10 protein-coding genes are annotated in these 20,882 nt (G+C 74.6%); 6 read left to right on the top strand and 4 right to left on the bottom strand.

What is annotated here, in order from left to right; translation table 11 throughout:
- Positions 1 to 106: 106 nt before the first annotated feature.
- Both MID12_RS17500 and MID12_RS17495 read right to left on the bottom strand, forming a co-directional pair.
- Entirely contained in the window at positions 107 to 1,876 is a 1,770-nt protein-coding gene (locus MID12_RS17500) for a SpoIIE family protein phosphatase (protein ID WP_078845052.1), read from the bottom strand.
- 542 nt (positions 1,877 to 2,418) lie between these two features.
- A complete protein-coding gene (locus MID12_RS17495; RefSeq protein WP_263168452.1) occupies positions 2,419 to 3,909 on the bottom strand; it encodes an NAD(P)/FAD-dependent oxidoreductase in 1,491 nt (496 codons plus the stop codon).
- Between the two features lie 368 nt (positions 3,910 to 4,277).
- Between MID12_RS17495 and MID12_RS17490 the strand changes: the two genes are divergently transcribed.
- Together MID12_RS17490 and MID12_RS17485 are read left to right on the top strand one after the other, a co-directional pair.
- Positions 4,278 to 5,093 (top strand): TetR/AcrR family transcriptional regulator, encoded by an 816-nt coding sequence (locus MID12_RS17490; RefSeq protein WP_263168448.1) that lies wholly within the window; start codon positions 4,278 to 4,280, stop codon positions 5,091 to 5,093.
- Between the two features lie 463 nt (positions 5,094 to 5,556).
- Positions 5,557 to 7,503 carry a sigma-70 family RNA polymerase sigma factor gene (locus MID12_RS17485; protein ID WP_263168446.1) on the top strand — a complete coding sequence of 649 codons (1,947 nt, stop codon included), beginning with the start codon at positions 5,557 to 5,559 and terminating at the stop codon, positions 7,501 to 7,503.
- A 340-nt stretch (positions 7,504 to 7,843) separates the two neighbouring features.
- On the opposite strand, the gene MID12_RS17480 is transcribed toward MID12_RS17485, so the two are convergent.
- Both MID12_RS17480 and MID12_RS17475 read right to left on the bottom strand, forming a co-directional pair.
- Positions 7,844 to 11,614 (bottom strand): AfsR/SARP family transcriptional regulator, encoded by a 3,771-nt coding sequence (locus MID12_RS17480; protein WP_263168443.1) that lies wholly within the window; start codon positions 11,612 to 11,614, stop codon positions 7,844 to 7,846.
- 396 nt (positions 11,615 to 12,010) lie between these two features.
- The gene (locus tag MID12_RS17475) at positions 12,011 to 14,098 is read right to left on the bottom strand and encodes an asparagine synthase-related protein (protein ID WP_263168440.1); all 2,088 of its coding nucleotides are present in this window, start codon (positions 14,096 to 14,098) and stop codon (positions 12,011 to 12,013) included.
- A 956-nt stretch (positions 14,099 to 15,054) separates the two neighbouring features.
- Here MID12_RS17475 and MID12_RS17470 point away from each other — a divergent pair.
- From MID12_RS17470 to MID12_RS17455, 4 genes are all read left to right on the top strand, one after another.
- Positions 15,055 to 16,473: a hypothetical protein gene (locus tag MID12_RS17470; protein WP_040251886.1), complete on the top strand. Its 1,419-nt coding sequence runs from the start codon at positions 15,055 to 15,057 to the stop codon at positions 16,471 to 16,473.
- Between the two features lie 378 nt (positions 16,474 to 16,851).
- A complete protein-coding gene (gene lhgO / locus MID12_RS17465; RefSeq protein ID WP_263168437.1) occupies positions 16,852 to 18,072 on the top strand; it encodes an L-2-hydroxyglutarate oxidase in 1,221 nt (406 codons plus the stop codon).
- A 141-nt stretch (positions 18,073 to 18,213) separates the two neighbouring features.
- Complete coding sequence (trmB, locus tag MID12_RS17460) at positions 18,214 to 19,275, top strand: tRNA (guanosine(46)-N7)-methyltransferase TrmB (protein WP_411576967.1); 1,062 nt, start codon at positions 18,214 to 18,216, stop codon at positions 19,273 to 19,275.
- Positions 19,276 to 19,483: 208 nt separating this feature from the next.
- Positions 19,484 to 20,752 (top strand): ATP-binding protein, encoded by a 1,269-nt coding sequence (locus tag MID12_RS17455; RefSeq protein ID WP_040251885.1) that lies wholly within the window; start codon positions 19,484 to 19,486, stop codon positions 20,750 to 20,752.
- Positions 20,753 to 20,882 lie beyond the last annotated feature (130 nt).

Here is a 20,882-nt window from a genome sequence, read left to right as displayed (position 1 = left end):
GCCAGGCCGAGGTGACCGACAGGCGAGGAGGTGACCGTCGAGGCGAGTGGGTGCGTCAGGCGGACATAACCGTCAGGTGAGTGGGAGCGTCAGGCGAAGGTGAGCGTCAGGCGGACGTGTCCCGCTCCGCTCCGCGCTCGCCGTCCGAGCCCTGTTTGCTCCCCTGTCCGTGTCCCTGCTTCTTCTCGGCTCCTCGGCCCGGTGGCTTCTCCCGCTCGGCGGGCGGGTCCGACTGCGGCAGGGCGAACTCGCACCAGACCGACTTGCCCCCGCCCGGGGTGCGGCGGGAGCCCCAGTTGGAGGCGATGGTGGCGATGATCGAGATGCCGCGTCCGGTCTCGTCGCCGGGTTCGGCGCGGCGGCGGCGCGGGAGGTGCTCGTCGGCGTCGGTGACCTCGACGATGAGCCTGCGGTCCGTGCGCCGCAGCTTCAGGCGCATCGGCGGTGTGCCGTGCTGGAGGGAGTTGGCGACCAGCTCGCTGACGGCGAGGACACCGAGATCGCGCAGTTCGGTGGGGAAGCGCCAGCTGGCGAGGACACCCGAGGCGAAGGCGCGGGCGCGCGGCGTGGCCTCGATGCCGCCGAGCAGGTCGAGGGCGGCGTTGCGGAAGAGTTCGCCACGTGCTCCGGCCCGCGAGGGGTGCTGGAGGACGAGCACCGCCACGTCGTCGTCGTGGTCGGCGGTGACCCCGGCGGCGCGCAGCAGCCGGTCGCAGATGGCCGCCGGGCTGCCGGTGGCACTGGCGAGGGCGCGCTCCAGGGCCGAGACGCCGACGTCGATGTCCTCACCGCGGCGTTCGACCAGGCCGTCGGTGTAGAAGACGGCGGTGGAGCCCGGGGCGAGCGGGACCGAGCCGGAGGCGTGCAGCCAGCCGCCGGTGCCGAGCGGCGGGCCGGTGACCTCGTCGGCGCGGTGGACGGTGCCCGATTCGTCGCGTACGAGGATCGGCAGGTGGCCCGCCGAGCTGTAGACGAGCCGGCCTTCGTTGGGGTCGTGCACGGCGTAGGCGCAGGTGGCGATCTGGTTGGCGTCGATCTCGGTGGCGAGGCCGTCCAGGAGTTGGAGTACCTCGTGCGGAGGGAGGTCGAGCCGGGCGTAGGCGCGTACGGCGGTGCGCAGCTGGCCCATGACCGCGGCGGCGCGGACACCGCGGCCCATGACGTCGCCGATGACCAGGGCGGTGCGGCCGCCGCCGAGGGTGATGACGTCGTACCAGTCGCCGCCGACCGCGGCCTCGGTGCCGCCGGGCTGGTAGGTGACGGCGATGCGCAGGTCGTCGGGCTCCTCCAGTTCCTGGGGCAGCAGGGAACGCTGGAGGGTGACGGCGGTCTCGCGCTGGCGTCGCTCGCTGGTGCGCAGGCGTTCGGCGGCCTCGGCGTGGTCGGTGACATCGGCGGCGAAGATCAGCACCCCGCTGCCGGGGGTGCCCGGATCGCCCTGCCCCGTGTCGATGGGGGTGCAGGTCAGGGTGTACGAGCGGCCGCCGGGCGCCCTGCGGGACTTGACCGTGCGGGGCTTGCCGCTGCGCTGCACCTGGTCGAGCAGGGCGGGCAGTCCGAAGGCCTCCAGCTCGGTGAGGGTCTCGCGGGCGGGGGTGCCGAGGGTGCGCGGGCCGAAGGTGTCGACGTAGGCGTGGTTGAGATAGCTGAGGCGGTGCTCGGGGCCGTGGACCAGGGCGACGAGCGCGGGGATGCGGTCGAGCACCTCGCGCGCGGGCAGTTCGCCGACGGAGCCTGCGGCGGCGGCGCGTTCACCGCGGGCCGCGGGTACCGGGCTCTCCGTACGCCGTGGGGTGAGTCCGCCGTTGTCGGCGGTGCGCGCCGCGGTGCGGCGCTGTGTTCCGGGGAGCCGGGCGCTCCAGCGCGTGAAGTTCACCGATGCACGCCTCGTGTTGTGGTGGTCGGCTGCACGCCGTGAGTGGTGGTCGGCCTGCCCGTACGGCCGGTGGGTCCCGCGTGGCCCGGGTCGGGGTGCACGGGGCGGGTGTCGTACCCGTTGGGGAACTGCACGGTGTGAAGCCTCGTCAGGAGTGGGAGGCGGGCGAGCCGCCAGGGTCAGCGGGAACAGTGTGGCGGACCGGACCGGTATTCGTCAGACGCCCGGGGCACGGGGCGGAGTTCCCGGTTCCGGTGGGCGCCGCCCCAGTGTCGTGCCCGTGGGTTTCCGTTGCTTGTCCGGTGCTTGTCCGTTGCCGGACTTCTGGTGCCGTCCGGTGCCGGACTTCCGGTGCCGGGTTCTGGTGCGGTGTGCTGCGTGTGCGGTGCGTGTCCGGGTGTGCGGGTGCGTGTCCGGCGTGGTCGCCGGGGCGCGCCTTGCGGGTGCCGGGCGTGCAGGGCGCGGATCCGGCGGGTGCGCATGGCGCGATTCCGGGTGGTTCTGGGTGGTTCCGGATCTTTCCGGGTGCTTCCGGAGCGAATTCAGGGCGAGCCCTCCGCGGTGCCTCCACCCTCGCGCGTACCGCCGTCTTTGTCACCGCCCCCGGCGCCGCCTTCTCGGGCCGGGCGGGAGCCGGGCCCCGGGCGGCCGCCGCCGGCCGCGAGGGCGAACTCGGCGCGCGGGTGCTCCAGGGAACCGAGCGAGACGACCTCGCGTTTGAAGAGGCCGGAAAGGGTCCATTCGGCGAGGACCCGGGCCTTGCGGTTGAAGGTGGGCACCCGGCTCAAGTGGTAGGCGCGGTGCATGAACCAGGCCGGATAGCCCTTGAGTTTTCGGCCGTAGACATGGGCCACGCCCTTGTGCAGGCCCAGCGAGGCGACCGAGCCCGCGTGCTTGTGCGCGTAGGCGGCGAGCGGGCGGCCGTGCAGGGAGGCCGCGAGGTTGTCGGCGAGGAGCTTCGCCTGGCGCACCGCGTGCTGGGCGTTGGGCGCGCAGACGGCCCCCTCCTCCTTCGCCGTGGTGTCCGGCACCGCGGCGGCGTCGCCCGCGGCCCAGGCGTGCGGGGCGCCGTCGATGCTCAGGTGGGTGGTGCACTTCAGGCGTCCGCGCCCGTTGAGGGGCAGGTCGCTCGCGGCGAGCACCGGGTGCGGTTTGACGCCGGCCGTCCACACCAGGGTGCGGGTCGGGAAGCGGGCGCCGTCGCTGAGTTGGGCGATGCGGTCCTCGCAGGAGTCGAGGCGCGTCTCCAGGCGGACGTCGATATTGCGGCGGCGCAGTTCGCGCACGGTGTAGCGGCCCATGTCCTCGCCGACCTCGGGGAGGATCCGGTCGGTCGCCTCGACGAGCAGCCACTTCATGTCGGTGGGCTCGATGTTGTGGTAGTAGCGGGTCGCGTAGTGCGCCATGTCCTGGAGTTCGGCGAGGGCTTCCACGCCCGCGTAGCCGCCGCCGACGAAGACGAAGGTCAGGGCCGCGTCGCGGATCGCGGGGTCGCGGGTGGAGGAGGCGATGTCCATCTGCTCGATGACGTGGTTGCGCAGGCCGATGGCCTCCTCGACCGTCTTGAAGCCGATGCCGTGGTCGGCGAGGCCGGGGACGGGCAGGGTGCGCGAGACGGAGCCCGGGGCGAGCACGAGTTCCTGGTAGCTCAGTTCCAGGGAGCCGGTGCCCTCCTCCTCGGTGGCGAGGGTGCTGAGCACGGCGGTGCGCTTGGCGTGGTCGATCGACTCGGCCTCGCCGATCAGCACCCGGCACCCGCCGAGGACGCGGCGCAGCGGCACCACGACATGGCGCGGCGAGATCAGTCCCGCGGCGGCCTCCGGCAGGAAGGGCTGGTAGGTCATGTACGGATCGGGGGTGACCACCACGATCTCGGCCTCGCCCCTGGCCAGCTCCGCCTTGAGGTTCCGCTGGAGCCGCAGCGCGGTGTACATCCCGACGTAGCCGCCGCCCACGATCAGAATGCGCGCGCCCGGCGCCGGGTCCGGGGCCGTCCCCCGGGAGAATGCAGCCTTCACCTGTCCATGAGGCATCGGCGCGGCGCGTTTGTCCACAGGCCCGTCAATTTGTGTGACGGGAAGTGGAGCGCTGAGCGACCGCACAGTAACCAGGCGCTCGTACGGGAGAACGCAGGTCAGAGTGGGTGCGGGGGTGGCTACTGCCGGGTACCCGAGGCACCGGAGCGGAGCCGGTTCCGATCGGCGGGAGGACCATGGTGAACGTTCCCCTTCTGAATTGACTGCACCTCAACTATCTTCGTAAGCCGTCGGGGTGTCGGGGGATGCGCTCGGCGGGCTGTACACCAAGCCTGCCCACGACTGCCAGTTCCTCGTTCTCTCCGGCTGCCAGCAAGGCAGGGAGCGTCTCCGGGGGGAGACGTCAATAAACCGGGGGAACGGTCATGCATATTCACGATGCTCATTGGTCCGGCGCGACTGCGGTCGCTTCCGAGGTGAAGGTCGCCGCGCGCGGACGCAGGCCGGCCGACGGCCGGACCACCCCGCTGCGCGTGGACGCGCAGCGCAATCTCGAACACGTTCTACGCGCGGCACGCGAGGTGTTCGGCGAACTCGGCTACGGGGCGCCGATGGAGGACGTGGCCCGCCGGGCACGCGTCGGCGTCGGCACGGTCTACCGCCGCTTCCCGAGCAAGGACGTACTGGTCCGGCGGATAGCCGCGGAGGAGACCTCGCGGCTGACCGAGCAGGCCCGCGCGGCGCTCGGGCAGGAGGACGAGCCGTGGTCGGCGCTCTCCCGCTTCCTGCGCACCTCGGTGGCCTCGGGGGCCGGGCGGCTGCTGCCGCCGCAGGTGCTCCAGGTCAGCGTCGGGGACACCAAGGAGGTGGTCGGGGACACGCTGGTGCCGCAGCAGCGGCTCAACGGCGAGCTGCCGGTCACGCCCGAACTGCGGCTCGTGGGACGGATATCCGGCCCGGGCGAGGGCCCGGACGCCGAGGCGAACGCCACGGAGGCCGCCGAGTCGGGTGACGACGGAACCGGCGCCGAGGAGCTCCTGGAGGTGGTCGGGCGGCTGGTGGAGCGCGCCCACGAGGCGGGCGAGCTGCGCGCGGACGTGGCCGTCGCCGATGTCCTCCTGGTCATCGCGACCGCCGCGCCCTCACTGCCCGACCCGGCCCAGGAGGCCGCCGCCTCCGCCCGCGTCCTGGAGATCCTGCTCGAAGGGCTGCGCGCCCGGGGAGTACGGCAAGGGGTCTGAGGAGAGGGTGGACACCGGCGGTCGCCGAGGGGCGGCCGGTGCCGGAAGGCTGAGTGGTACCGGAGAGCCGGCCGGTACGGAAGCCGACCGGCCGTCGGAGAACCGCCGGGCCGGAGGCCGCCCGTATCGGAGAGCCGACGCCGGACGCCGACGCTGCCGAGGGCGCTCTCCCGGTCCGCGCAAGAGGCGAGTGCCGAGGATCTCAGGAACTTCCGGCGTCTACGGCGTTTCTGGACATTCGGCCGTTACGGGCGGGCAGTTCGCGGAGCTGACCGAGGCGGCGGCGGAAGCCATCACCACAGGATGCCGCGGGAAAAGCGGCCCGGGGAGGGCTTCGCGGGAAGTCGCCACCAAGGAGTGGCAGGCACCCTTGCACCACGGGGGCAACCGCTGTCCGTGTGACACTCTTGCCCGGTAAACGACCGGTGAGCAGTGACCCAGAGGGCGGCGGAGGCAGTCCGCGATGAGTGTTGACGGGCGGGACGAACCGCTGCACGAGGGCGGCGGCACCGACGGGCTGTCCGCCCGCAAGGTGCCCGGACAGGGCGGTCCCGGCGGACAGCCCGGGCACCGTACGGGCCCGGAGACCGGAGCGCAGGACGCCGGCGGCGCCGCGGAGGAGTTCAGCGTCCCGGCGCAGCGCGACCCGGTCGGCGGTGAGGGCGCGGGCGCGGTCACGGGTTCGGGTGAACTTCCGCCCGGCGACGGTGACTTGCTGCTCCGGATGCGCGAGGGCGACGACACCGCCTACGAGGAGCTGTACCGCAGGCACGCCGACGGGGTGCGGCGCTACGCGCGTACCTGCTGCCGGGACGCCGACACCGCGGACGATCTGACCGCCGAGGTCTTCGCCCGCATGCTCCAGGCCGTACGCGGCGGGGCCGGACCCGAGTACGCGGTCCGGGCCTATCTGCTGACCACGGTCCGCAGGGTCGCCGCGGGCTGGACGAAGTCCGCGCGGCGGGAGCACCTGGTCGAGGACTTCGCAGTGTTCGCCGGGCAGGCCGCGCGCAGTGCGGAGGCACCGGACGACGAGACCGTCGAACAGGGCGCCGATGTCCGCGCCATGCACGAGGCCGAGCAGACCCTCGCCATGCAGGCCTTCCGCAGCCTGCCCGAGCGGTGGCAGGCCGTGCTCTGGCACACCGAGGTCGAGGACGAGGCGCCGAGCAAGGTCGCCACCCTCTTCGGCCTCGACGCCAACGGTACCCGGGTCCTCGCCAGCCGGGCCCGCGAGGGGCTCAAGCAGGCCTACCTCCAGGCCCATGTCAGCGCGACCCTGACCACCGACGGCGAGTGCGCGCGCTACGCCGACCGGCTCGGCGCCTACGCGCGTGGCGGACTGCGCAGCCGGGCCGAACGCGGGCTGCGCAAGCACCTGGAGGAGTGCGCCAAGTGCCGCCTCGCCGCGGGCCAGATCCAGGAAGTCGCGGGCAGCATCCCCGCGGTCGTCCCGGTCGCGGTCATCGGCTGGTTCGGCGCCGCCGGGTACGCGAAGGCCGCGGCGCTGTTCGCGGGCGGCACGGCGGGTGCCGGTGCCGCCGGAGCGGCGGGCGCGGCGGCGGGCAGCGCGGGCGGATCCGGTGCCTCGGGCGCCTCCGGCGGCGCGGCCTCCGAAGGCCTCGGCGCCCCTGTGAAGGCGGGCGCAGCGGCCGGTCTGGTGGCCGTGGCGGTCGCCGTGGTCGCCCTCGCGCTGGCGGGCGGCGACGGTTCCGAGCCCGCCAAGAAGCCCGTCGCGAAGCCCCCGGCCTCGCAGCCCGCGGCGCCCGAGGACCCGCCGCCCGCCGCCGAGGACAAGCCCGCCCCGCCCGCGGACAAGGCCGAGCCCGCGCCGCCGAAGGCCCCGCCCGCCGAGAAGCCGGAGCCCGCGCCGCAGGACGAGAAGGACACGCCCTCCCCCGAGCCGACCCCGACCACCCCGGACCCCACCGAGCCCACGCCCACCGAGCCGCCGCCCGAGAGCCCGACACCGCCGCCCCCGCCCGCGGTCTACCAGTGGAGCGAGCTCTCGTACGGGCTCTTCGGCGACGGCACCGAGCCGGAGATGCGCCTCGGCAGCAGTCCGGTCTGGCAGCGCGACAGCGTCTCCATCGACGGCACCCGCTACCAGAAGGGCGTGACCGTGAGCGGCAGTTCCTCGGTCACCATCGATCTGAACCGCGACTGCTCCGCCTACGACGCCCTGGTCGGCATCGACGACCTCTCCCTCGGCTTCGGCAAGGTCCGCTTCACGGTCTACGGGGACGGGGCGCAGCTCTACCGCTCCCCGCTGGTGAGCGGCAAGGACCCGGCCCGCCCGGTACACGTGAACCTCACCGGCGTGGACACCCTCCGCCTGGTCGTCGAGCCGAACGCACCCGTGGACGCGCTGGTCTCGGCGGACTGGGCGTCCTCACGGATGAGTTGCTGAGGACTGCTGGTCCACGGCTGGCTTTGATGCTGGTTCACGGCTCCGGCCCGGGGGGGCTGAACTGGTCGGCCGCGGGCGCCACTTGGCGTTCCAGGGTTGGCCGGGCGGCGGGGCAGGGTTCAGACCCGCCGACTGCGGACTGCTGAGCGCTGAATGCTGAGTGCGGAGTGCTGACTGCGAAGGACTGACCGTCGGCTCCCGGCTCCCGGCTCCCGGCTCCCGGCTCCCGGCTCCCGGCTCCCGGCTCCCGGCTCCCGGCTCCCGGCTCCGAACTGCTGCACGGGGGTGCGGGATTCGGGTCCGGGTGTTCGTCGGTCTGTTCGGGTGCGGCAGGTGGTGGTTAGGTGCCGGTGACGGCGGTGAGTTCGGCGAGGAAGGCGTCCTCGGTGAGGGTGAAGCCCCTGCTGAGTTCGCGGACGAAGCCCTCGACTCCGAGGGCGGCCTCGCCGTGTTCGCGGACGTGCCGGGCCTCGCCGAGTTCGGGTTCGGTGCGGGGGACGCCCCGGCGCTGTCCGCCGGCGCCTTGGAGCCGGGCGGCCCGGGCGTGCTCGCCGAGTTCGCCGAGGAGCCAGGCGCCGCTGTCGAGCAGGCTCGCCACCACCAGGTCGGCGCAGTTCGAGGCCAAGGCGTACCGCAGCGCCTCGACGAGCAGCGGCAGCCCCGCCCCGGCACCGGACTCCGCGGCCACCAGCCTGGCCTCCAGCCCCTGCATCGCCGCGTGGAACTGCGGCGGCGGTGAACTGCGCGCCGATTCCACCCCCGCCGCCTCGGCCTGTTCCCTGGCCAGGGCGAGGTTGCCGTCGCTGAGGGCGATGACCGCGTGCAGGAAGCGGACGAAGGCGCGGGCGTCCGGGACGGCGTAGCGCTCGGACTCGTCGCTGGCCTCCTTCAGGATCTCCAGGGCGCTCGCGCGGTCCCCGCCCCGGAAGGCGGTCTCCGCGAGCCGGGCGCGCAGGAAGGGCGACTCCGCGTGCGCCCCCACCTCGCTGGCGTGCCGCAGCGCCTCCTGGTACTCGTGCGCGGCCTCGTCGAGGTGGCCGCGCGCCATCGCCGTCTCGCCCGCCGCGCTGCACACCTGGGCCCGCATCCAGCGGTCGCCCACGCGCGGGCCCAGCTCGCGCAGTTCGGCCAGGTTCGCGTCGATCTCCCGCATGCCGCCGGGCCGGTCGACGGCGAGGTGGGTACGGAACATCAGGGTGACGCCGATGTCCCAATCGGTGCCGTGGCGGCGGCAGTTGGCGAGGGCGCGGTCCATCGCCTCGGTGAGCGCGCCGGAGCCTTCGAGCATGAAGACCGTGAACGGCCAGATGGTGCCGGGGAAGACGGCGGCCTGCGGGACGGGCCGGTCGAAGGCGGCGCGCAGCCTTGCCAGTTGGGTCCGCCGGGGCTCCTCGGTGAAGACATTGGTGCCCCGGGTCTCGGAGATGAGCAGGAACTGCTGCAACCGCAGGTACATCCGCGTCCAGAAGAGCGGATGCGCCTCCTCCTCCGGGCTGGGGACGAGCCCCTGGGCTCCGGCGTCCTCCGGGGCCTTGCTCCCGAGGTCCCCGCCTCCGTCGCGGGCGCCGTCTCCGTCCCCGTGACCGTCTCCGTCACCGCCGCCGTCCCGCTCGCCGAGGCCGTCCCCCTCGCTGAGGCCGTCCCGCTCGCCGAGGCCGAGGGCGAGGGAGATCCATTCGATGCCCTCGCCGCGGTAGTTGCGCAGCCACCAGAACCAGCTCATGGTCAGGGCGAGTCGGCAGGCCGTCTCCTCCTCGCCCGCCTCCGCGGCCCGGTCCAGGGCGGCCCGGATATTGTCGAGTTCGCTCTCCAGGCGCTGGATCCACGGGAGTTGGCCGCCGGTCCGCAGCTGCGAGTCGGCGCGCTGGGCGAGGGCGAGGAAGTACGCGGCGTGCCGGCGCTCGGCGGCCGCGCGCAGACCCGGGTAGGCGGCGGCCCGTTCGGTGGCGTACTCGTGGATGGTCTCCAGGAGCCGGTAGCGCATCCCGCCCTCGCCGCCGGAGCCCACCGGCCCCGCGACGACCAGGGACTTGTCCACCAGGGCGCCGATCAGGTCGGCGGCGGGGCCGCTGCACACCGCCTCCGCCCCGGGGAGGTCCCAGCCGCCCGCGAAGACGGCCACCTCGCACAGCACGGTGCGCTCCTGCTCGTCGAGCAGGTCCCAGGACCAGTCGACGACGGCACGCAGGGTCTGCTGGCGCGGCAGTACGGTACGGCTGCCGCTGGTGAGCAGCCGGAAGCGGTCGTCGAGGCGGTCCGCGATCTGGCGCGGGGTGAGCAACCGGAGCCGGGCGGCGGCGAGTTCGATGGCGAGCGGGAGTCCGTCGAGGCGGCGGCAGATCTCGGCGACCGCGGCGGCCTCGCGCTCCGGGTCGAAGTCGGGCCGTACCGCCGTGGCCCGCTCGGTGAAGAGCCGCAGCGCGGGATCCGGCGGCAGCGGTTCGACCGGGCGCACCAACTCCCCCGGTACGCCGAGGGGTTCACGGCTGGTCGCGAGCACCGTGAGGCCCGGGCAGCGGGTCAGCAGCGCCTCCGAGAGTTCGGCGGCGGCGGCGATGAGGTGCTCGCAGTTGTCGAGGATGAGCAACAGCTCCCGGCCCGCGCAGTGTTCGACCAGGATGGTCAGCGGGTCCTCCTGCACGGGGTGCGTCTCCCCGCCGCGGCGCAGCATGGTCTCCCGCAGCCCGAGCGCGGTCACGACGGCGCCGGGAACGGCCTCGGGGTGGTCGAGCGGGGCGAGTTCGGCGATCCAGGACCGCGGATAGCGCGCCGCCGCCTCCTCCGCGAGCCGCGTCTTGCCCGAACCGCCGGGCCCGATCAGCGTGACCAGCCGAGAACGCCCCAAGTCGTCTTGTATCGCGTCGAGTTCGGCCTCCCGACCGACGAAGGAGGTCAGCCGGGGGCGCAGATTTCCCTGCCGGGCGGCTGAGGGGGTGTGCGGTGGGGCGTCCGCCTGGGGTGGGTGCGGTGAGGTGCGGGGCGGGTGGCCGTCACGGGAGAGATCGGTGCCGAAGTGGGCTTCTCCGGGGCGGAGTTCAGTGGGGTGAAGCTCTGCGGGGTGGAGTTCTGCGGGGTACGGCTCGGGTTGCTGAGGGCGGGGGTTGCGTTCGTCGCGTTGAGGGTCGCGTTCCTGGCGCCGGGCGTCGCCCTCGTCGGGGCGTGGATGGGGTTCTTCGCCTCGGGGGCCGGGGGCCTTGCGTCGGAGGTCGCGTTGCTCTTGGGGTCGGGGGTCGCCGGCGGGGGCCGTGGGGTGTGGGTCGGTGGGATACGGCTCGGGGTCGTGAGCGGCGGCGTCGCGGGGGTCGGCCACGGGCCCCGGTGACCCGTACTCAGCCGGTTGCGCCGACCTCGCGGCCCCGTACGGCTGTTGGGCCCCACGTCCTGCGGCGCCCGGGGCGGTCGTCAGCAACTCGGCGTGCAGGGAACGCAGTTCGGGCCCGGGCTCGGTGCCCAGGCCCTCGTCCAGGGTGCGGCGGGCCTGCTCGTACGCGGCGAGGGCGTCGGCCCGGCGGCCCGCGTCCCGCAGGGCACGGAGCAGCAGGGCGTGCAGTTGCTCGTCGTAGGGATGAGCGGTGGTCAGCTCGCGCAGTTCGGGTACGAGTCCGGCGGCGCCGCCGAGGCGCAGCTCGGCCTCCGCGCGGGAGCGGACCGCCTCCAGGCGCTGGGCTTCGGCACGTGCACCCGCGCCGCGGTCGGGCAGGTCGTCGAGGGCGGGCCCGCGCCAGAGTGCGAGCGCCTGGCCGAGGAGTTGGGCGGCCCGGCCCGCCTCGTCCCGCTCCAGGGCCGTACCGCCCTCGGCTGCGAGACGTTCGAACGCGAACAGGTCGACGTGTTCGCGCGGGACGGCGAGGCGGTAGCCGCCCGGTTCGAGCAGGACGGCGTCCCGGCCGAGCACCCGGCGCAGGCGGCCGACCAGGGCCTGGAGCGCGGCGGGGGCGTCGCCCGGCGGGTCGTCGGCCCAGACCTCGTCGATGAGGAGCTCGGCGCCTACGGTGCGGTCCGCGCGCAGCGCGAGCGCGGCGAGCAGCGCCCGCAGGCGCGCTCCGCCCAGGGGCAGCAGTTCGCCGTCTTCGCCGCGCACCTCGGTGACGCCCAGGATTCCGTACCGCACCCGCCCATTCTCACCGCTCAGGCAGCTGAGGTCGCAGGGCTTTTCCGCGTGGCGGGGCGGGGCCGACGATCGGGAGGGACCGGATGGCGCGGAGAGGCAGGGGGAGAGCAAAAAGGGAGAGGGATGAGGCGGGGTGCCGGGCGGGCGGCTGGCGGCTGGCGGCGGGCGGCTGGCGGTGGAAGCGGTGGGGGGCGGGCAGCGATAGCAGATGACAAGTGACGGGTGACGGATGACAGATATCAATGACTGTCATCTGTCACCCGTCATCCGTCATCCGTCACTTGGCACCCGACACCCACACGCCCGCCCCCGTCAGCCACACGCCCGCCCCCACACGCCCGCCTCCACCCGCACCCACCGCACCTACCGCACGCACCGCACCCACCCCAACCCCCCTCACCCCTGAGCCGCCCCCAACTCCCCCCGCTCCGGCACCACGCTCCCCGAGGGAACGGCGCGCTGGCGGCCGGGAGTGCCGCTCCAGCAGGTGCCGCGGCGGGCGATGAGGCGGCCGAGCCAGAGTTCGAGGGAGACCAGGTCGGCCAGTCCGTCCAGCGGCAGGGGGGCGCCCTGGGACGCCGCGCGCAGGGCCTTGCGGACCACCCGGGCCTCGATGAGTCCGGCCTGGGCGAGCAGCGGGGCGTCGAAGAGGTCGAGCAAGTCCCCCACGGCCACCCGCAGCCCGGTGCGCATCGCGGCCGTGGACCCGGGCCCGGGGGTGCCCCACCCCGGCGGCAGTTCGGCGACCCCGGCGCCCTCCAAAACGGCGCGCAGGATGGCGGCGCGCGCCCCGGGCTGGACCCGCAGGGTCTCGGGGAGCGCCCGGCAGGCCCGTACCACCTGGTTGTCGAGGAAGGGGGCGTGCAGGCGCTGGAAGCGGATCTCGGCGGCCTGTTCGAGGACGCGGAGGTCGGCGGCGTGCCGGGCGAGCGCGGCGCGGGCGCGGAACTCGCCGGGGTGCTGGCCGGGGCCCGGGCCGCCGCGGGCGGTGGCGCCCTGGAGGCGAACCGATACTTCAGCGAGGGCCTCGCCGGTCAGCCAGCGCGCGGCGGGTCCCGGCCGGCCCCAGGACAGCGCGGCGAGGGTGGCGCCGAGCGGCTCGGCCGGGTCCGTGAAGGCGCGGCGCAGCAGCCGGTCGGCGAGCGCGTCGATGCCGGTGCGGTAGGGGGTGCGGGCCAGGCGCCGGGCCGCGCCGTAGACCCGGGCGGGGACCAGGACCGAGCCGTCGGCCTTGGTGAGCGCGGCGACGGGCCGCAGCAGATGGCGGCGTTTGCGGTCCATCAGGAGGTCGGCGAGGCGGGCCGGGTGGGCGTCGAGCACCTGGCGGGCGCCGTAGCCGGTGAAGTGGTCGGCGCTGCCGGAGGCCAGCCGGTTGCGGTGCCGGGCGGCGCTGATCAGGGAGGGGCCCGGTTCGTCGGTGAGGGGGCCGTCGAGTTCGCCGAAGGGCAGCGACTCCTCGGCGGCGGCGACCACGACATGGTGCAGCCGGGGGTTGGCGGCGAGCGCACCGGCCCGCTCGACCTCGGCCTCCCGGCCGGGCACCACCAGGTCGTTGAAGGTGACCGCGAGCAGCCGCTCGCCCGCGCCGGTGCCGTGGCCGAGGACGGTGCCGGGCATGCCGGGCAGCCCGGCGGCGAGCAGCGCGAGGGTGGCGGAGGCGGGGCCGCCGGAGAGGTCGGCGCCGATGCCCGGCACCGGCAGCCGGCGCGGGCCGCGCCGCTCCTCGGGCCCCATGCCGGGCACCGGACCGGCGTCGATGCCCTCGCCGGGTACATGGCGCGGGGCGGCGAGCCGGGCGCGTACCGACTCGACGAGGGCCTCCTGGACGCCGTGCACCGCGCTCTCCGCGTCCTGGGCCGGGGCGGCGACGGCGAGCGAGGCCACCGGTTCGTACCCGGCGATCTCGCGCGCTCCGGCCCGCAGGATCAGGGCGTGGCCGGGCGGGACGCGGCGCACCCCGAGGTACGGGGTCGAGTCGTGCAGCGCCTCGGGGACGTCGGGGGCGGCGAGCAGGGCGGCGAGGTGGCCGATGTCGAGGTTGGCCTCGACGAGGTCGGCGAGGGGGAGGGCGGCGGTGGCGTAGGCGGTGCCCTCGTGCCAGGGGGTGTGGAAGACGGGGCGGGCCCCGGCGAGGTCCCCGCAGACGGTGATCCGGCGGCCGACCTGGACGACCGCGGTGTAGCTGCCGGGCCAGTGGGTGAGGTGCCGCAGGGCGCCGCCGCGGGCGGCGAACAGGCCGATGCGCAGCTGCTCGTCGCTGGCGCCGCAGATGCCGAGGACGGCGATCCTGGTCCCCTGGTCGGCCTGGACCACGCGGACCTCGTCGGGGCGCCAGTCGCCGACCGCCCACAGCGGATCGGGGTCGCCCCACAGGAGGTGGGCGCCGACCGGCTGCACGGTCTCGCCGTTGGTGCCGGTCACTCCGGCGGAGCCGAGGTCACGGGGCCCGGCGGCGGTACTGCTCCACCCCACCAACCACCGCATCGCCGCCTCCACAGGCTGTGGACAACAAGGGCCGCCCGGCAGGACTCCGCGGGTGGCGGTGCCGTCTCCGCGAGGCCGGGGCCGGGAGTCGGGATCGTACGCCGCCCGCGGCCGGGCCGGTTCCGCCCGGGGGACGGTCCGGCTCCGCTCGCCGAACTCGCCCGTCCCTCCGCCGTCTTGGGAGCGCCGCCTGCACGGCACGCCCAGGAGGCGGCCGGGCGGAACGGCCAACCGCGAGGAATCCTGCGCGAACGGGACCATGCTGCCACGAAGGAGGCGCACGGGAAGGCCCACGGTGCAGCTTTGTGCTCCCCGGGCGCTCCCCCGAGTGCGCCCCTGCCGGGCGTTCGGCGTCCCGCGCGCGGCAAGGCACACCCCGGGGGAGGCGGGCGGCGGACGGGGCGGCCGGGAGGAAGAAGCCCGGCCCGCAAGGGAGGCGGGCCCGGTCCGCCGCCGGAATCCGGCGCTCACCAAGGGAAGTTGCCAGAGACGGAATCAGCGCTTCCGGGTCGCGGCCCGACGGCCGCGAGGGGGTGCCCACTTGGGCGATTTCCGGCCATTCTCGATCGGGATGGCCGAGGATGCGCACCACGCCCCGCACCCCGAGGGCGGGCACGCAGTCCGGGAGGCACCGCTGCGCCTCCCGGACCGGTCCGCCGCCCGCGGGGATGGGGACGGCGGGTGTTCCCCCAGCCCGCTGGACCCAGTGCAGCGGGCCGACCCACGCGTCCTCCAGGTAAGTCGCCGCGTCCGCGGGGGTGAAGAGCGCACGCACGGGCGCACGGCCACACGGGCGGGGCACGCACCCCGGGGCGCGAGGAGCACCGGCCACAATCCCGCCATCCGGAAGGGACCCCCTTAACGCTTGGGATGCGTCGAACTACGCTGTGTTTACGAATGCCGCGCGAGTATGCCAGCCGGGCGGCAGCCGTCTGTTCTGTGTCGAGGGGTGGCGCATGTCCAGGGAGCAACGCGAACCGAACGACAAGCTCGGCGCAGTTCTCGCCCTCGCGGGAATCAGCAACGCGGGTCTCGCCCGCAGGGTCAACGACCTCGGCGCCCAGCGCGGTCTGACGCTGCGTTACGACAAGACCTCGGTGGCCCGGTGGGTCTCCAAGGGCATGGTGCCGCAGGGAGCGGCGCCCCATCTGATCGCGGCCGCGATCGGGCACAAGCTCGGTCGGCCGGTACCACTGCACGAGATCGGCCTCGCCGACGCGGATCCGGCGCCCGAGGTCGGCCTCGCCTTCCCCCGGGACGTCGGCGCCGCCGTCAAGTCGGCGACCGAGCTGTACCGGCTCGACCTGGTCGGGCGCCGCACCGGCGGCGGCATCTGGCAGTCCCTGGCGGGCTCGTTCGCGGTGAGCGCGTACGCGACGCCTGCCTCCCGCTGGCTGATAACGCCGGCCGACAGCTCCGTGGCGCGCGACGCCGGGGTGGCCGAGGGCAGCGGCACGGGCCGCGTCGGCCACAGCGACGTGCAGAAATTACGCGAGGCCGCCGAGGACGCGCGGCGCTGGGACTCCAAGTACGGCGGCGGGGACTGGCGTTCGTCGATGGTCCCCGAGTGCCTGCGGGTCGAGGCGGCGCCGCTGCTGCTCGGCTCCTACTCGGACGAGGTCGGCCGGGCGCTCTTCGGGGCGAGCGCCGAACTCACCCGGCTCGCCGGGTGGATGGCCTTCGACACCGGCCAGCAGGAGGCCGCCCAGCGGTACTACATCCAGGCGCTGCGCCTGGCCCGGGCCGCCGCCGACGTCCCGCTCGGCGGGTACGTCCTCGCCTCGATGTCCCTCCAGGCCACCTACCGCGGCTTCGGCGACGAGGGCGTCGACCTGGCGCAGGCCGCCCTGGAGCGCAACCGGGGCCTCGCCACCGCCCGCACCATGAGCTTCTTCCACCTCGTCGAGGCGCGCGCCCACGCCCGTTCCGGCGGGGCGCAGGCCGCGGGCACCGCCCTGCGCGCCGCCGAGGGCTGGCTGGAGCGCGCCCGGGACGGCGACAACGACCCGAGCTGGCTGGGCTTCTACTCCTACGACCGCTTCGCCGCCGACGCCGCCGAGTGCTACCGCGACCTCAAGGCCCCGCGCGAGGTGCGCCGCTTCACCGAGCAGGCGCTCTCCCAGCCGACCGAGGAGTTCGTGCGCTCGCACGGGCTGCGGCTCGTCGTCTCGGCCGTCGCCGAGCTGGAGTCCGGCAACCTCGACGCCGCCTGCGCCCAGGGCACCCGCGCCGTCGAGGTCGCGGGCCGCATCTCCTCGGCCCGCACCACCGAGTACGTGAAGGACCTCCTGAACCGCCTGGAGGCGTACGGGAACGAGCCCCGGGTGGTCGAACTGCGGGAGCGGGCGCGGCCGTTGCTGATGGCGCCGGCGTAGGCGCCCGCACAGGGCGGCTCGCGGACCGCGGACCGGGACCCGTCGGCGCAGGCCCGTCGGCCGAGGCGCGGCGGGCGCCGGGCACTCGCGCGGCGCGGGCCCTCGGACGCCTCGGCCCCCGACCCCCGGCCCCCGGCCTGCGATCCGCGATCCGCGATCCGCGATCCGCGATCCGCGAGGGGGATCCTCGCTCCCAGGGATCCGCAGTCCCCCCATATCCCCTTTTCGCACCCACCGCGGCCCGACACCATGGACGACGAGGGCAACCGGACACGCATCCGGTGCCGTATCCGGGTTTGGGGGTCGACGGGGCTGTGCAGTGCACTATCGAGGACAGGAGCAGCGGGGGAGCACGTGCGAAGGCAGGAGGTGGAGCACGTGCCGACAGAGCGGACAGCGCGGACGTACGACTGCGATGTGCTGGTCATCGGCGGCGGCATCGTGGGCATGGCGACCGCCTACGCCCTGAGCAGGAGCGCGCCGGGCACCCAGGTCACCGTCCTGGAGAAGGAGACGGCCCCGGCCCGCCACCAGACGGGGCGCAACTCGGGCGTGATCCACAGCGGCATCTACTACCGCCCCGGTTCGCTCAAGGCGCGCTACGCGGTCCGCGGTGCCGCCGAGATGGTCAAGTTCTGCGCCGAGTACGACATCCCGCACGCGGTGACCGGCAAGCTGATCGTCGCCACCGGGCGCGAGGAGCTGCCCCGGCTGCACGCCCTCGCCCAGCGCGGCCGGGAGAACGGCCTCTCGGTACGGGAACTGGGCCCCGCCCAGATCTCCGCCTACGAACCGGAGGTCAACGGCCTCGCCGCCATCCATGTCGCCACCACCGGCATCTGCGACTTCACCGCGGTCACCCGGCAGCTCGCCGAGGCCTCCGGCGCGGAGATCCGGTACGGGGCCCGGGTCACCCGGATCGACCGCCGCCCGGGCCTGGGGGTCGCGGTGCGCGCGGCGGGCGGGGAGGTGGTGCGCGGCAGGGTCCTGGTGAACTGCGCGGGGTTGTACTGCGACGAGGTGGCCCTGCTCGCGGGCGACGAGCCGGACATGCGGATCGTGCCCTTCCGCGGCGAGTACTACGAGCTGGCCCGCCCGGACCTGGTCAGAGGGCTCGTCTATCCGGTGCCGGACCCGGCCTTCCCCTTCCTCGGCGTCCACCTCACCCGCGGTATCGACGGCGGCGTCCACCTCGGCCCGAACGCGGTCCCCGCCCTGGCCCGCGAGGGGTACGACTGGACCACCGTCTCCCCGCGCGAGCTGGCCGCCACCCTGAGCTGGCCCGGCTCCTGGCACATCGCCCGCCGCCACTGGCGCTACGGCGCGGGCGAACTGCACCGCTCCGCCTCCAAGGGCGCCTTCACCCGCGCCGCCCGCCGCCTGCTGCCCGCGCTGACCGACCAGGACCTGCTGCCCACCCCGGCCGGGGTACGGGCCCAGGCGGTACTGCGCGACGGCACCCTGGTCGACGACTTCCTGATCCGCGAGGCCCCCCGCACAGTGCACGTACTCAACGCGCCCTCCCCCGCGGCCACCGCCTCACTGCCCATCGGCCGTGAGGTGGCCCGCCGCGCCCTCGCGGCGCTGAACGGGGAGTGAGTCCGGGCGGCCGAGCGCGCTCCCGGCCGGGTGCTCCACCACCGCCGCGACGTCGGCCACGGCTGGCGGCACCGCCCTCGTTCCCGCCCTCCCGGCCTCCGTGACCGCCTCCCGCCCCGCCTCCGTAGAATCGAAGGCACTGTGTCCGAGCACCCCAGAACCCCGCATCCCCCTGCCCAGGCGAGCACCCCGGCCCCTGCCACCGCTGCCCCGGCCGCCCCCGCTGCTGCCGCCGCCGAGGAGACTGCCGCGCGGCCGAGCCAGGCCGAGCAGGCCGAGCACGTCGAGCAGACCGGACAGCCCGAGCAGGCGATCCGAGCTGAGCAGCTCGATCGGCCCGAGCAAGCCGAGCAGCCGAGCCAGGCCGGACCGACGGCCACCGCCGCGGCCACTGCCGAGGCCGACTCCGGCGCCCCCGCCGCCACCACCACCGAGACCGCCACCGAGACCGAGACCGATAGGCGCCGCCCGCCCCGTACGCGGAAGTTTCCCGAGGGGCCCGCGCCGGATCCGGCGGGATCGCACTTCGAGCGGCGGATCCGCAGCTTCCAGCCGCGGCGCAGCCGGGTCACCCCCGGGCAGGCGGACGCGTTGCGGCGGCTCTGGCCGCTGTGGGGCTTCGACATCGACGGGCAGCGGACGCTCGATCCGGCGGCGATGTTCGATGGGCGGCCCGTCGTCCTGGAGATCGGCTTCGGCATGGGCGAGGCCACCGCGCAGATGGCCGCCGCCGACCCGGACACCGGGATCCTCGCGGTCGATGTGCACACCCCGGGCCAGGGGAACCTCCTCGGTCTCGCCGAGCGGGCCGGGCTGCGCAACCTCCGGGTCGCGAACGGCGACGCGATCATCCTGCTGCGCGCGATGCTGCCGCCCGCCTCGCTCGACGGACTGCGGGTCTACTTCCCCGACCCCTGGCCCAAGAAGCGCCACCACAAGCGGCGCCTGATCCAGCCGGAGTTCCTCAGCCTGGCCGCGGGCGTCCTGAAGCCGGGCGCCCTGCTGCACTGCGCCACCGACTGGGAGCCCTACGCGGAGCAGATGCTGGAGGTGCTCACCGCCCACCCCGACTACGCCAACACCGCGCCGGACGGCGGCTACGCCCCGCGCCCCGCCTTCCGCCCCCTGACCCGCTTCGAGGGCCAGGGCCTGGACAAGGGCCACCGCGTCCACGACCTGCTCTTCCGCCGGGTGGAGCGGTGAGGTGCCGGGGCGGCGGGCCCGCCTCCGCAGGCAGCGCGCCTCGGTCTGCCCCATGATGGAAGTCCGCCTCGGAGACCTCTGACGGACGCCACGGTGTTCCGGACGTCAGGGCGTTTCGGACGTCACAGCGTTTCGGACGCTTCGAACATCCAAGACGTTCCGGACGCCCCGCGGAGACTCCCGAGACCGCCCTCCCCCGGGACCGACCATGGCCGTATGGCATGTCCGGGACTTCACCCCGGACGATCTCGAAGCGGTGGTGCGGCTGGACGGTGAGAGCACGACCACCGACCGGTCGGCGATGTTCCGGCTGTCCGAGGTCGTCGCCGCGCTGCAGGCGCAGCATCCGAGCGTCGTGGCGGTGGCCGACGGGCATCTGGTGGGCGCGGCGGTGGCCCGGGTCGACGGCGACCGGGCCTGGGTGCTGCGGATCTCCCTGCACCCCTCCTGGCGCCACCTGGGCCTCGGCAGCGCCCTGCTCGCCGCCCTGGAGCACCGGCTGCACGGCGCCGGGGCCAAGATCCTCGCCGCGGTGCTGCCCGAGGAGGAGACCGGCGCGACGGCGCTCGGCAACTCGGGCTTCCGGCCGCACCGGGGGCTGACGTACTTCGAGAAGGTGCAGCCGGTGACGGCGCAGGACTCGGCGCTGCTCTCCTCGCTCGGGGCGATGGTCCCCGAGGGCGGCCTCTGGGAGAAGCTGACCGGGATGGCGGACGAGAAGCAGCTGATCGATCGCCGTCTGGTGCTGCCGCTGGCCCATCCCGAGCTGGCCGAGGAGCACGGCGTCGAACCGCCGCAGGCGGTGGTCCTGTTCGGGCCGCCGGGCACCGGCAAGAGCACCTTCGCCAAGGCGGTGGCCAGTCGGCTCGGCTGGCCCTTCGTGGAGTTCTTCCCGTCCCGGATCGCCCTGGAGGAGGGGATCGCCAACGGGCTGAGCCGCCGTTTCGAGGAGGTCGCCCAGCTCGACCACGTACTGGTCTTCATCGACGAGGTGGAGGAGGTCGCCGCGGCCCGCAATCTCGCCGACCCCGCCTCGGTGGGCGTGGTCAACGAGCTCCTCAAGTCGATCGTGCGCTTCCGCGACCGCGACGGCAGGCTGCTGATCTGCGCCACCAACACGGTCGCCGCCCTGGACCCGGCCTTTCTGCGGCACGGGCGGTTCGACTACGTGCTGCCCGTCGGGCCGCCCGACCGGCACGCCCGCAAGGCGCTGTGGGCCGGGTATCTCGCCAGGACCGGGACCGAGGCCGACACCGAGGTGCTCGCCCGGGCCAGCGAGGGCTTCACCCCGGCCGACATCAAGCAGGCCGCGCGCACGGTCGCCCAGTCCGTCTTCGAGCACACCCTGGACACCGGGGCGAGGACCCAGCCCGGCACCGAGGAGTACCTCCAGACGATCAGCCGCACCCGGCCCACGGTCACCCAGGAGATGGCCCTGGAGTTCGCCGACCACACCATCCGCTACGGCCGCACCTGAACCCGTACGGCGGCACCTGGACCCGGCACACCCGGCCACCGGTCACCTGCCCCGACCTTCGACCGAGGACCGCCCGGCGCCTGTGACTTCGGGCCGCCCCCTCCTCGCCGTCTTCCCCGACCCCCGGCTG

The organism is Streptomyces sp. SCSIO ZS0520 (assembly GCF_025643355.1).
In the GTDB taxonomy this organism is placed as follows: domain Bacteria; phylum Actinomycetota; class Actinomycetes; order Streptomycetales; family Streptomycetaceae; genus Streptomyces; species Streptomyces physcomitrii.
Note: the sequence above shows the minus strand (reverse complement) of the source record. Positions and strands in the feature narration are given on the sequence as shown.